Origin of the sequence: Photorhabdus sp. RW14-46 (assembly GCF_963887965.1) — a bacterium.
Classification (GTDB): Bacteria; Pseudomonadota; Gammaproteobacteria; order Enterobacterales; family Enterobacteriaceae; genus Photorhabdus; species Photorhabdus laumondii.
Window position 1 is genome coordinate 18,563 of sequence record NZ_CAWPHH010000043.1, and the last position, 13,427, is coordinate 31,989.

Genomic DNA, 13,427 nt, shown 5'->3' on the forward strand with positions numbered 1-13,427 from the left:
GTTGATATCCTCCATGACCTAATATACCCGTTATCCTTCAAGTTGCCTCTTTATTGGCTGCACTCACTCACCCCGGTCACATCGTTATCGATGCTCCCGGGGATTCGCTCCCTTGCCGCCGCGATGCATCTTGAAATCCATAGGGTATAGCATTAAGAAAAAATTAAATTCCAATAAAAAAACCAAATTTATGTTAGCGTCGTTGATTAAGTATTTACGACTTAATCCCAAGAGAGTCACTCTTGGCAACACCCCTTTTAAAGGGGTAATGAGCACAAACAATGTAAAAAACCAAGAGCATATACTTAACACAACAGGCGTAATTTATTGAGTTTAATCTTTATGTCACATCAAAAATATGACCAAAAACCCTCATTTTTTTCATGCCGCTGCTCAGATTTGTTCTTTATTACAAAGACGAGTAAATCAAATAGTTTAACAGAACAGCTCTTAAGCATTAGGACAAATAACTATTGAGCAACTGACAACAATGAGGATGCTGATAATTTCAAGTATAATTTGCACTCATTTACCATTAACAGTACCTATTTTTTAGCTAAAAATAGCTGATATCAGGCACCGCAGCGAGCATAACAACAACTTTTACCTACTCTTTCAATAAATCATTTAAATAATCTTTATCCAAAATAGTATATATAGTTATATTCCTATCAATTTAAAGTTTCATTATTAAATAGTAAAAATTCAATTAATAAACATACGCTTTTTGACGAGAAAAGCATTATATTCTATTATATGGCTGTCCACTTAAGATATAATCGAAAAAGCAACCATTCAGATAATGATTTAAATAGGAATTTAGGAGTTACTATGTCAAATATACGAAACAAATCCACCCTTATTACACCACAATTAACCCTGATGTGGGACAAAAGCAATGAACCTTGGGGTGCCAGAGATCACCAGTCAAGATTTATTTATGCTAACCCTGCTTTCTATCAACTACTCAACCTTCCTGAAGATTTCGATATTATCGGGCTTACCACGGGTGAATTGCCCTCGCCTATCGCCGAATATGCAGAAGAATTCCACCGTCAGGATCAAAAAGCCATCCAAACTATGCAACGCATCACTTCACTGGAAACACATCGGTTTGGAGAAAATAACGTCCAACAAAGCTATATTTGTGATAAATTTCCCCTTTATGATGAGAATAATGATTGCATTGGGATCTTCTTTCATATGTATCAACCTCAAGATTTTTCTGTTTCTTACTATTATGACAAAACATTGCCATCAAACCTGCAATTTACGCCACCAAATAATATATTGACGCAAACTGAGTGGGAAGTGCTTTTTCTAACCCTGCGTTCACAGGATGAAGAGAGCATCGGTGAAGAATTAACGATGAGCACAGAAGATGTTGTTAATCATATTCAGTCAATTTACCAGAAATTTAATTTACCACTACAGATAGAATTAGCAGATTTCTGTCAGAAAAATAACTATCATCTTTATATTCCTGAACGTTTTATCACTATTGGCAGTAGAGAGTTATAAACCATAATTACTAACTTAACTTTACAATAGGATCTCATTATGAACAAAATTAATAAGGTAGATATTTCACCTTCAGTTATTAACACCATGCAGCAAAGTAATGAACCTTGGGGGATCAAAGATAAAAATTCATGTTTTATTTATGGTAATTTAGCGCTTAAGCATATCCAGAATCTTCCAGATTCATTTGATTATGAAGGGCAATATGATGATGAAATTCCCTGGGATGGAGCGGGGTTTGCAAAAGAATTTGTTATTCACGATAAAACTGTAATGGAGAAAGACTCAAGAGTATGTTCGCTTGAAACACATATGTTCGGGAAAAATAATTTTCTTTCATCTTATTTCCAAGAAAAATATCCATTCTATAATGATGATAACGAATGTGTCGGTACCATGTTCCACGGATGGAAAGCTCAGGATTTCTCATTTACCCGTCTATTTTATGGGAAACTACCATCATCTATTCTGTTCTCTCCACCAACCGATATATTTACGAAACGGGAATGGGATGTTATTTTCCTCATGTTACATAAGTATACCAGTAAACAAATCGGTAGGATGTTAAATATCTCCTATCGTACGGTTGAAACCCATTTCTCACGAATATATAAACGAATTGGTGTTCATTCCAGTCGTCAATTAGAAGACTATTGTCGCACGAATGACTATGACCTCTACGTGCCAGAGAGATTTGTGAAACGGAAAAGCAAAATATTTTCTTAGGCGCTAAATCACAACGAAATTTTCATGAAGAAGAACTATGCAATATCACCTCAGATTGTCAATACAATGGATAATGAATTGTAGAGGAGTAAAAGATAGTTCTTCATGTTTTATTTACGGCAATCCAGCAACAAAATAATTTATTCATAATCTTGAAAAATCATTCGATTGCAGAAAGCTTTATAATCATGAAATCATATAACACTAGAAAATTCTTATGAAAAACATCAATTTTATCGCTATATCCCAGAAAGCGCTAAGGAATCTCAAAGTAGAATGTTCATTCAAGCTGAAAATTTTCAAGGAGTCTTTATGAAGAACTATATAATATCACCTCAAATTATCAACACGATGGAAATCAGCAATGAGCCGTGGGGAATAAAAGATAGTTCTTCAAATTTCATTTATGGTAACTCAGCAACAAAGAAATATATTCATAATTTTAAAGCCTCATTTAATTATGATGGGCTTTATGATCATGAACTCCCTTGGAACGGCGCTGAATTTGCTAAGGAATTTATTATTCAAGACAGAATGGTCATGGCAAAAGAACAGAGAATATGTTCAGTTGAAACACATATATTCGGACAAGATCAAATCCTGTCATCTTACTTTTGTGAAAAATTGCCTTTTTATCATGAAGATGGAAATTGTATCGGCGTCATGTATCATTGTTGGGAAGCCAAAAGCTACTCATTAGCCAGCCTACATCAATATTATAAAGAACTACCGACATCCATTATACTTCAACCACCAAGCGATATTTTTACGCCACGTGAATGGGATATCATTTTTTTCTTTTTACAAAAATACACCAGGCAACAAATTAAACAGATATTAAATATTGCTTATCGCACCATTGAAACCTATATGGCTCAGATATATAAAAAGATAGGAATTCATTCTAGCCAACAACTGGAAGAATACTGTTTAGCGAATAATTTTCATCATTATGTACCAGAAAAATTCTTATTGTCATAGCAATTTTATTATTAAACTCTTCTGCTCCTGACAATAATATTCAATCTGGATTGACCAGAAGAAATAACGGTAGCCTTGATCTATTAATAAGGCTACCGCTGAAACAACATCATTAATTTCATTATGGAAAAACGAATTAAAATAATTTCGCTCTATTTTTTATTTAAAAATTTATTTACTCCGATATTGAAAAATAACACCAGAAATTTCCAAGCAAGGGAGAGAATCCCCGGGAGCATAGCAAACTATGTGACCGGGGTGAGCGAGTGCAGCCAACAAAGAGGCAACTTGAAAGATGACGGGTATATACCCTATGGATTTCAAGATGCATCACGGCGGCAAGGGAGAGAATCCCCGGGAGCATAGCAAACTATGTGACCGGGGTGAGCGAGTGCGGCCAACAAAGAGGCAACTTGAAAGATGACGGGTATAGCTCAACAGCAATAATGCTAATCCACATACCCTTGCTGGCGTAAATGGCGGATCAACACATTGCCTTCCGGTACAAACTCAGTGCTGAAACGCACCAGCCCCACACCTTTGAGTTCAGCATTGATGTCATAACACAGATGCCCCGGTGCCAGCTCCGGCAATAACGTGATATCAACTCGTTTCAAACGCGGTTCATAAGTCAACAAGGTATGTTCAATCGTCGAGATCAAGCGCTGTGACGACGTAGGCAACCCTCGCAGAATAGTGTTGAGATCAGGCAGGCCATAATCGGGCAGATGGGTAAGCGAACCGGCACGACTATTGAGGATACGCTGCATATTGTCTAATACCGACAAAATAACTTGCTCTTCTTCACTCACCTGATGCAACTCCAGACCGCAATTAAAATTGCCGAAAAGGCTTTCATACAGAGAAGGTTTTTTCATTTTACTCACCCCTTTTCAGGTAATAAAGTCAAGCCACCGGCATTAAACGCAATAATACGAGGACTATCTGGTAACAACTCGTTGCGTTTTATGATCCGACGCCAAGTCCCTTTGGCTACATCGGGGTTTCTGAATAATCCCACCACCGCCACATATTTCGCCTGCGCCGCCATCGGCATATCAAGCGATGCGTGACTACCCGGTTTCACCACTACCTCTTCACTCGCCAGACAATCAGCGCCCAGTATCCGGTCGCCGTCATCCAACAAATCCGCATAATCCACCTTTTTTATAGCGTTGTTATCCCGCAACTGATAAACCCGAACTAATGCCGGAACGGACAGAGCAACACTTTCTCCCGTGTCGGTATTAACCGCTGCCCGTGGAATAAAATCCAGATGCAACGTTTTCACCCGCTTATGAAAAAAGGACCGGGTGGCCGCTGCCGTGCCATCAGTCACGGTCTGAGTCAGACCACAGCCTGTCAGTAGTAATGCTATCGTCGCCATTACCGGCACCATTTTATAAAAAGGGATAGTTAACATAATCTCCCCCTTTGTCTTGATTGCTGTCTGGTGATATCCCCTGATAACACCCCAAATTCACCGTAATGTTGTCAGGCACTGCTAGCTGATGATTTTCAGCCTTTAACCCTAATACTCCTGTTAGCCCTAACCGAACAGGCTGACCACCTAGCAGCGGTGGCGGTAATATTCGGGTCGGCAGAGTCAGTTGCAATCTGGCTTGGTATCGCCAGCCTAAATAAACCCGTAACAACACCAAAAAATCAGTGTGCAACTGCCCGCCCGGCAACCAGCCCCACGCTTCATCCGGGCAATCGGTATGCAGCGCCAGCAATAACTGGCTATTGATATCAGTGCCCATTCTGCCTAGCACGGTACGCTGCGAGAGGGAAATTCGGTGAGTGTCTGAAAGATTCGCCGGTTGCATCAGATGGATCTGTCGCGGGCAAGCAGGTGTCACCACGATCCGGGTTTGCGGTGCCAACAATGCCACCAGCGCCGATACGCCTTCAGCGGTTCGAGTTGGCAGACGCATAACACTGAGCAGCGCCAGAAAACGGGACATCGGCGTGGCAATCTGTTGCTGACTACCCGGTATCCCTAGACCAATCAATCCGAGCAGACATTGGGAGGTTCTATCGGTTCCTCCGGTAGCAAAAGTTGCCGGATAGGAGTATTTACGCCAGATACGATAAAACTGGGTGAACATCCGGTGGTTAAAAATATCCAGAAAGGCTTCGATAGTTTCATTCCCTTCCCTTTGCTGAGCGATATCGTTCAGGTAAGCGGTTGGCAACGAAGAATCTACTCCATACAGTCCCATAAAGTTTGTTCTGGCTGTCGGTGGACGCTCTGGATGTTCACTGTCAGTTTCTATCGCTTTCAATTCACTGGCGGGAAATCCCAGACCAGGATGAGGCCGCAAACGTATCGCATCATCAACCGGATTTTCCGTACTCCCCAGAGGCGGCCGATCAGGAACTGCACGTTCAATCATCTGACAGAATTGGTAGAAATCGAGTGTCGAAATCTCCGATTCCAGTATTGCCATCAACCGGGAATGTTCTGACAGTGTTGTTCTTCCCATAACAGTCGTTCCCCCGTAGGTTGTAAAATCAGCGTAAGTCGGTTAAACAGATGAATATCGGTGTACAAGGCAAAGAAGCGGCTGAGCATTTCGCCAAACAAGCAGATATCACCGGCACCTGCAAAGCCGTTGCTATCCAATGTCACTTCAATGTGCACGCCCCGCCGCAAACTTCCCTGCTCAAATCGCTCAATCAGCGAATGCTTCACCGCGACAATCGCCTCCAGACGGCGATAGTTCATCTCATTGTCGGACCAGTCATACAGGGCTAACGTCCCGCGTAGCACTTCCGGGTTATCCATCATGCTAAGAAAGTTAGAACCCAGATGGCTGAGCACTCGCCAGTGGAAACGGTCCCGATTGGGTGGATAACAGGGCAATGTCGGTTCACACAGGTTACGTACCGTAAATTCCGCCAACGGAGGATTAACGGCGGTATTCAACAGCGTATCCTGCAACGCCCTACGCGGCAGTTGACCATTAGTGCCAGTCAACGTGAGAGATAAGATATCTTCTTCGTCCAGTTCATTATCATCAAAATCCGCTCCACCCAGAATAATCCAGGTGTCACACAAACCTGATGGCCCGCGTTTCACACGGGTATGGAAGTAGCACTCCGGTGCATCATGGCGCAACATGCCGCCTTTATGACGGAAACTACTGAACGGCACATACTGATGGCCCTCGCGTTTCGAAGAAGACACCTCATCCACGGAATAAACCTCGGTATGCCCATCCTGATAGCGGACCGGATACAGCAAATACTCAGTTTGCAACGGTGCCAGTTGAAGCGGATCGGATTCCAACCGAAACAGGTTAATCACCGGGGTACAGTGCAAACGGATATGCTCGGCAGAAAATGGCAAATCAAAGGGCCAACTTTCACGCAGAACCACATCCAGCTCAAACCACGGCATTCTCTCGGGGAGAGTCAACTTTTCCAGCCCACAGAGCGTAACAAACATAAACTTTTCACGGAAAGTGAAATACTCCAGCAGTAGTTGATAACCACTGAACGAACTTTCCCCTTTCGGCCATAACCTTTCCTCTTCGCCAAACCCCATTGGTGAGAATCGGCCGTCAAATGGCTGACGATCGGGCTGACCGGGTAAACGCAGGTAAAGCTGTTGGGTTTGCAGCGTAAACGCTCGATGTAACGCATAGGCCAGCGGACTGTCGGCACTGAGATACAGCGGTAAACGGCTCAAATCAATTTGGTGCCAGTCCACCAGTGTTCCACAGTCAAAACGCAATCGAATCACGGAACGCCCATTCGGCTCCTCTTGCAGGGAAGCGTCGGTCAGTGCCAGAGGCAGTAACTGGACCGCCTGAGTTGTGGTATAACGACACCGAGTCTTGCTTGGGCCGATCGGTTGCGAAAGGATCTCAAAACCCTTTTTCACCTGTACCGAATTTTTCAACTGTGCCCAATCCACCCCAAATTCAACAATGGAAAGGGACGGAATCGTGCGTAGGTAATGCGGCCACAACAAACTAACCAGCCCTTCCGTCAACTCCGGCAAGTCATCATCCAGCTTCTCACGCAGACTCCCGATCATAAAAGCAAAGCCTTCAAACAGACGCTCCACAAAAGGATCACGCATAACGATTTTATCCAGATTAAGCGCGGCTGCTCGGTCAGGATGGGCCTTAGCAAACTCTCTGCCTGCTTCACGCAGATAGCGCATTTCTGCCTCATAATAGCGCAGGGTTAAATCATCCATAGGATGGTCCTCCAAAAAAGTTATTAAAAAATATCGTTTCCCGTTCAGAATAAATAATCAGAAGGGAAGTAAAATAGTAGAGAAAAATAGCTGTAATCTGATATCACCTAAAAAAATAATGCCAGACACAACGATATCCTCTATTTTATTGCCAGAGCAATCACGCAATAAGCAATTAATATTCAAAGGCAATACTTCATATCGAAATACCTTGCTATTGATGTTGAAATTATTGCCATTAACCAAAATGGTCACATAAAAAACCGAACAACATGATAACGGCGGAGGTCACACCAATAACCAAGACACTCATCAATAACACACCAGGAATTAAAAAACACACAATTTTATATTTTTTCCACCCACCACGTTTAACTATCCGACAAATGATAAGTATATCAACAAACAATATTACCGGACTTAAAAACAACATATGAATCAAAAAAAGCACTGGAAAAATAAACCATAACACATTGGACCTCTCATTAGTGAATTATTTAAAACACTCACTCTCTCACTTTATTACTATTCGAAAGCATCCGGTCCTCTACGAAAAGTTTTCGTTATTGCATCCCAAAACATGATCAATTCATCTTCGCTATATGGCGTTGCAGGTAACTGATAATTCATTAACATAATAACAACACAGATTTTTTTATCATCCAACATCATATCATTTACAATAAAATCAAATTGATAACGCGGGCTGTTGTCAAAAGATTGCAGACCTACTGCTAATAACTCCTCCCCATGAATCCCATTTATTTCTCTTTCCCCCTTTCTTATTATCTTGCCATAATTAATAAACCAATCCCTTTCAACCTCACTAATACGTTCAAGTAAAGTGCCTTCCCCTTTAAGGTCATTAATGATTTCAACACTGAGCGTAAAATTGTCATCCTGATTTCCTTGATAGACAAACTTTATACTTTCTTTTTCATCATTATAGTCGGCAATAAAACCGTCAGGGATACAGATTCCTGCCACTGTCGGAATATCGCTATCCTTTCTGCCGCTGACTCTGGTAATTAGCCTTTGCATTTTGTCCAGAGTTTGAGAAAGCATTTTATATTGGCTTTCATTCAATCCGGATTTTATATAACGGTCCTTTGAATAACTGTATTTATCATCTGATATTTCTGTAAACTTCATTTCTATAATAAAAGCCACCCCATTATCATATAAATGGGCTTCTAATACTCGGGAAAAGCCGGGTTCACTGACACTATTATTTCTATCAAAAATCACGCCATATAAGTTTCCCTGGAGATGATAAATCTTCTTTAAAAAGGGCAGATCTTTCGGATCGGTAGTCTTAGTCGTCCTCAATTTTTGCTCTCTTATCTCGATCCGCTGTTCAAATGCGGATAAATGCGTACGCTTGGTTTCTATTTTTGCCTCACCAATAAATATCTCATTATTGATGATGTTTTCAAATGCCAAGGGAATATCAATCAGATAATGCCCGATACAACGAGTCTGCATATTGGTTAATATTTCAGTTCTCATTTAATTTTCCTTTTTAGGTTAAAGCGGGATAATAATGGGCAGGGAAATACCACTGCCATAGGGTATCAATTGCTACTATAGTGAATAAAATCAATCATCTTCTTTTTTTACCTAACTTTCACCACCTGTACTATCTTGACAATTGAGCCCACAGTATATTTTTTTATTTATCACCATCATTTTCTAACCTTGGTTCTTAGACCTTATATCTCTATAAGAAGTTCAATTTAAAATTTACTTTTATTACTCTTTAAAAGCACCGGGCCTTTTACGAAAAGTACTCGTTACCGCATCCCAAAACTTTATCAGTTCATTTTCACTGTACGGCGTTGCAGATAACCGATCATTCCCTAGATCAATAGCAACAAAAGGGTTCTTATAATCCCCGGCTGTTTCATTGGCAATTAACATAAATGCATATCCCGGAATTTTGGTTTCCGGTTCATCACTTTTTTTTGTCGGAGCGGTCGTTAAAACTTCCTCCGTATAAGTGCCATTAATTTCCCGTTTATCTTTCCTTATTATCTTAGCATGCACGGCCAAAAACAGACCTTCCATTCCCCTCAAACGCTCTAATAGATGGTCTTTCTCTTGAATATAATTTAATATTTCAACACTGAAAGTAAAATGATCACTTTCATTTCGCTTATAGACAAAAGTCATCCTCTCTTTCTCATCACGACTGCCAGTAATAAAACCATCAGGAATACAAGTACCTGCCTCTGTAGGTATTTCTGTATCTTTTCGGCCGCTGATTCTGGATAATAAGTTCCTCATTTTCATCATCGCTTTATCTGTGGTATTTAATTCATCCTCAGAAAAACCAGCCCTGATATAACTTTTCCTATCACTCGCATATTTAGCATCAGACAAATCTGTTATCTTCATTATAATTTTAAATGCAACACCATTGTCGTATAAATGTGATTCCAGCACCCGGCCAAAACCGGGCTCACCAATATCCTCATTCCTATCGAAAATTACACCTGTTTGCTCTCCCTGTAAGCGATAAATTTTTTTCAAAAAGGGCATATCTTTAGGATCAATAGTTTTATCCTCCTTTAACTCCTGTTCTCTCAGCCGTATCCGCTGTTCAAATGCAGGTGGATATAAACGCTCGGTTTCTATTTGCGCATCACCAATAAATATCCCATCATGAATAATATTGTCAAATCCAGCAGGAAGATCTATCAAATAACGGCCAACACAACGGGTCTGCATATTGGCTAAGATTTCTGTTGTCACTTTCTTTTCCTTTTCAGTTAAAATCGGGTAATAAAATACGGGCATATGCCACCACAAGATATAAATAACCGCTAAAGTCAGTAAGGTCGTTTTCCTATTCAATTTTCACCTTTCACCGCCTGCACCATCTTCACAATTGAACGTAAGGTGAATAACCGGGCAAAAGTCTCTTCCGTCTCGTTATTTCCTTTATATGCACCTTCATGGTCGACTTCTGTTGCCAACTGACTGAGTAATCTTCTGGTTTGAATACGGCCAGCCCGTTCCGGCACGGTACCATCCCCTTTATCCTTTGGCGATGCCAGCTTAAAAGTTTTCGCCGCAACATCCTTAAAAGAGGGGCCAACAGAAAACTGCACCATACGTGTAGTACCCATCTCCAGGTTATAAGGATCATAGATCGGCTGATTAAAGGTCAGGCCGGAATAATCCTCCGTTTTATTGTAATAATCTTTACTGACTTCCTCCCAGGAGATAACCCCATAGGATAGATGTTTCTCACTGGCACCATAAAAAGCATAGGTATTCGGGTGATATTTACCGCTCAATCCTTCAATAAATGGCCTAACTTTTTTCCCTATAATATGTGTATAATTTTTCCAGCTTTCATTATCTTTCCACTTCTCTTTTTTATCCGGGTTTAAAAACCGGGTTTCACATAATCCCCACCAGCGATCCTTTTCCAGATAAATCTCCTCATACGGATCTAATTTCGGCAGTTTATGCGTCATTTTACCATCAGCGATATGTAACCAGCCTCGACCATACTCCTTTCCCGGCAGAAGCTGTAATGGGCCGGGAGATTGCGCCAACACCGGGGTCATCTCCGCGCCATTACTGCCGATAACCAGTCCAACCATTCCATCTTCACCGGTTTTCATCCTTTTATAAGTCATGGGTGAACCGGTATCAGGCATCACTCCATGCACAATGCCTAAAATTTTATCTCTGCCATTCAGCAGTTCTGAATAATAACGAGCAACCAGCCCCCCCATTGAGTGAGTAACTAAAATCACCTTTTTAGTTGCACACCGTTTACCATAGAAAGCTAAAACCTTATCCACATATTGCGCCAGCCTCTTGGCAGACTCCTTATTAGATTGCAGCCAGTTATAGCCCATCACATGAACCGGGTAGAGAAAATCATAACTATGGTCAACCTCGGCCTCTGTCAGCGGCTCTTCTCCCCACTCCGCATTCAGGTTTATATCAACCATACGTTGCCGAAGGGTTTTCCCCCCCTTTCCTGCCAGACAGTACTCAAAGGCTAGACGCTCATCATCCAACACCGCCTGAAGCCAGGGCAGGAAAGTGCCATAGCTCATATGGGCTATCTCTCCCCAACCGCGCTGCTGGCAAGTTTGGAATTTATTCTTCTCAGTGTGATCAGGCGTGATATCTCCGGAATCATCAACTTCTGTATTACTAGGATCTAGTGTATCTTTCCTATAAGAGGCTCCTCTGCACATCCAAACTAAAACTTCAAAACTCCATATCTCATTTAGCCGCCAGACCGACTTACCCTCTTTTGATTTTAAATTACTCCCCATCACCCCCGGCAGGAAAATTACCGGGATCACTTTAGTCGCGTATTTCAAACAAGTCGCCACCAGATTTTCTTCAATTCTGGCATTCGGCACGTTGTAATAAGGGAGGCCCAATTCATCATATTCAGGGTGAATAAAAATCTCATTTTCCTTCGGTTCACTCATCATTTACTCCTCATCTTTTATTTGCAATTGACTAATTTCCACCTCAACTTGCTTTGGCAAGGGGCTCTTTCCATTCTGTACATATGATCATCCGTTCGGATCAAAGATATTTACACAGGCCACTCACCTTTTCGCAATACATCAATGGATGAACAGAATGAGCGATTTCTGAATTTTACTATCTTCTTAACGGGTGCTTATAAAAATCAACTCTTTTTTTCAAAAAAATACAATTTTTAATGCACTTTCCTTTATCACCGCCGATATAACAGCATGTCGAACAGAATAATTTAAACTTCATGACAATAACATGACATTTATTGACAAAAGTAAACTAACATTATTTTCCATAAAATGAAGACCGCCTAAATACGCGATTTTAATCACATCCCTATGATAAAAATGCCTATTTTCATTTTATCTAATAGATTATCGCTGTTTCAGTCTCATCACTCCTTTTTAAATCTTATTCACTCCATCACGATAAAGAAGAATAATTCTCATTCATGCCACACGAATAATAAGATAGCCAATAACATCAAGAAAACCCCATAGCAATATTCCCTCTTCACTGAGAAAAGTGAAATCAGGCTTCTCACCCATATAGCCAAACATCTTCATCAGAATATCTGTAATGATATTTATCTTAGCAACCATTCCGTTAATGAAAACAGTTAACGGTTACGCTATTTCCTCATTTATCGCCAATCGCATGCACTATTCCGTTATCAGATCATCGTCATTTACCGCTGATATTGTCGTGTGATTACCCGGCGTCACTACAAAGATATTTTTTGGCAATTTAAATCCGCGCAGTTTTAATAACGCCAGCGGCCCTTCGCCCAATTCTGTGCGCAAAATCCAGGTTAACGGTAATCCATCCGGCGCGGTAAATATTAGTCGGTAACGGCTTTCATCCAGCTTCTCCGCTTTCGCCTGCGCCAGCCAGCGGATCAACCCCCAGTTCCCCTGATAATCACCAAACAAACGCGCTCCGGCATTGACACTGATCCACGTCAGCATCACACCCGGTTTATAGGTCTCTCCCGGCCAGCGAAAACTTTGCCAACTTTCCATCTGGTTAAAATAACGCAGTTTCTGCCCATCTATCGTCAGGTCAGTTTCCACCACATCCCGCACCGCTCTGGCTCGCAGTTCAAACCGTAATCCCTGACTGCCATCCGCAAACAGCAGGTCCGATAACTGACTGAGCTGATTTATCGCCTTTAGAAAATCCGGGTTAATCTGTACGCCCTGACCATTCACCTCATCCACAACCCACTGGTTACCCGCTTTATGCAGTATCCCGCCTAACTGACGCGTCAAAAACTGCTCTATCCGCCCCGAATCTGACCGGATAAATTGCCCCAACATCGGCAATGAAATTTCACTGTCGCCACCGGCAAACGGATAACGGCCCGCAAATGCCCGATCCCAGTTGTCCACTATCGCCGTCTGCCACTGGCTATTCAGATTCGCCGTCGCCGGTTTCAATACCCCCTGCCACGCCTGCACTAATG

General features: G+C 41.6%; 11 protein-coding genes. 3 read left to right on the forward strand and 8 right to left on the reverse strand.

Translation table 11 applies throughout. From position 1 onward, the window contains the following. Positions 1–831 precede the first annotated feature (831 nt). The 3 genes from AACQ38_RS21445 to AACQ38_RS21455 all read left to right on the forward strand — a co-directional run bounded on the left by AACQ38_RS21445 (position 832) and on the right by AACQ38_RS21455 (position 3,228). Positions 832–1,521 carry a PAS domain-containing protein gene (locus AACQ38_RS21445; protein WP_011147423.1) on the forward strand — a complete coding sequence of 230 codons (690 nt, stop codon included), beginning with the start codon at positions 832–834 and terminating at the stop codon, positions 1,519–1,521. A 39-nt stretch (positions 1,522–1,560) separates the two neighbouring features. Next, positions 1,561–2,247, forward strand: a complete 687-nt coding sequence (locus AACQ38_RS21450; protein ID WP_165579042.1) for a helix-turn-helix transcriptional regulator — start codon at positions 1,561–1,563, stop codon at positions 2,245–2,247. A gap of 312 nt (positions 2,248–2,559) precedes the next feature. Continuing rightward, the gene (locus AACQ38_RS21455) at positions 2,560–3,228 is read left to right on the forward strand and encodes a helix-turn-helix transcriptional regulator (RefSeq protein WP_011147425.1); all 669 of its coding nucleotides are present in this window, start codon (positions 2,560–2,562) and stop codon (positions 3,226–3,228) included. Between the two features lie 449 nt (positions 3,229–3,677). Here the strand turns inward: AACQ38_RS21455 and tssE are convergent, their stop codons facing one another. The 8 genes from tssE to AACQ38_RS21495 form a co-directional block, all read right to left on the reverse strand. Then, positions 3,678–4,106 carry a type VI secretion system baseplate subunit TssE gene (gene tssE / locus AACQ38_RS21460; RefSeq protein WP_058588358.1) on the reverse strand — a complete coding sequence of 143 codons (429 nt, stop codon included), beginning with the start codon at positions 4,104–4,106 and terminating at the stop codon, positions 3,678–3,680. A 5-nt stretch (positions 4,107–4,111) separates the two neighbouring features. Next, complete coding sequence (gene tssJ / locus AACQ38_RS21465; protein WP_165579043.1) at positions 4,112–4,651, reverse strand: type VI secretion system lipoprotein TssJ; 540 nt, start codon at positions 4,649–4,651, stop codon at positions 4,112–4,114. Next, entirely contained in the window at positions 4,629–5,717 is a 1,089-nt protein-coding gene (gene tssG, locus AACQ38_RS21470) for a type VI secretion system baseplate subunit TssG (protein WP_165579044.1), read from the reverse strand. The genes tssJ and tssG overlap by 23 nt, the downstream gene beginning before the upstream one ends. Continuing rightward, positions 5,681–7,441 carry a type VI secretion system baseplate subunit TssF gene (tssF, locus tag AACQ38_RS21475; protein ID WP_165579045.1) on the reverse strand — a complete coding sequence of 587 codons (1,761 nt, stop codon included), beginning with the start codon at positions 7,439–7,441 and terminating at the stop codon, positions 5,681–5,683. The genes tssG and tssF overlap by 37 nt, the downstream gene beginning before the upstream one ends. Positions 7,442–7,966: 525 nt before the next feature. Continuing rightward, positions 7,967–8,950: a T6SS immunity protein Tli4 family protein gene (locus AACQ38_RS21480; RefSeq protein ID WP_165579046.1), complete on the reverse strand. Its 984-nt coding sequence runs from the start codon at positions 8,948–8,950 to the stop codon at positions 7,967–7,969. A 243-nt stretch (positions 8,951–9,193) separates the two neighbouring features. After that, entirely contained in the window at positions 9,194–10,195 is a 1,002-nt protein-coding gene (locus tag AACQ38_RS21485; RefSeq protein ID WP_339367081.1) for a T6SS immunity protein Tli4 family protein, read from the reverse strand. Between the two features lie 98 nt (positions 10,196–10,293). Next, positions 10,294–11,907: an esterase/lipase family protein gene (locus tag AACQ38_RS21490; protein WP_165579047.1), complete on the reverse strand. Its 1,614-nt coding sequence runs from the start codon at positions 11,905–11,907 to the stop codon at positions 10,294–10,296. A 717-nt stretch (positions 11,908–12,624) separates the two neighbouring features. Beyond that, a partial coding sequence (locus AACQ38_RS21495) for a type VI secretion IcmF C-terminal domain-containing protein (protein ID WP_278249271.1) occupies positions 12,625–13,427 on the reverse strand: 803 nt, incomplete at its 5' end.

Bases quoted from the DNA above. Each gene is read 5' to 3' on its own strand.
- AACQ38_RS21455 (WP_011147425.1), top strand. From the start codon at position 2,560: ATGAAGAACTATATAATATCACCTCAAATTATCAACACGATGGAAATC.
- AACQ38_RS21445 (WP_011147423.1), top strand. From the start codon at position 832: ATGTCAAATATACGAAACAAATCCACCCTTATTACACCACAATTAACC.
- AACQ38_RS21450 (WP_165579042.1), top strand. From the start codon at position 1,561: ATGAACAAAATTAATAAGGTAGATATTTCACCTTCAGTTATTAACACC.
- tssG (WP_165579044.1), bottom strand. From the start codon at position 5,717: ATGGGAAGAACAACACTGTCAGAACATTCCCGGTTGATGGCAATACTG.
- tssE (WP_058588358.1), bottom strand. From the start codon at position 4,106: ATGAAAAAACCTTCTCTGTATGAAAGCCTTTTCGGCAATTTTAATTGC.
- AACQ38_RS21490 (WP_165579047.1), bottom strand. From the start codon at position 11,907: ATGAGTGAACCGAAGGAAAATGAGATTTTTATTCACCCTGAATATGAT.
- AACQ38_RS21480 (WP_165579046.1), bottom strand. From the start codon at position 8,950: ATGAGAACTGAAATATTAACCAATATGCAGACTCGTTGTATCGGGCAT.
- tssF (WP_165579045.1), bottom strand. From the start codon at position 7,441: ATGGATGATTTAACCCTGCGCTATTATGAGGCAGAAATGCGCTATCTG.
- tssJ (WP_165579043.1), bottom strand. From the start codon at position 4,651: ATGTTAACTATCCCTTTTTATAAAATGGTGCCGGTAATGGCGACGATA.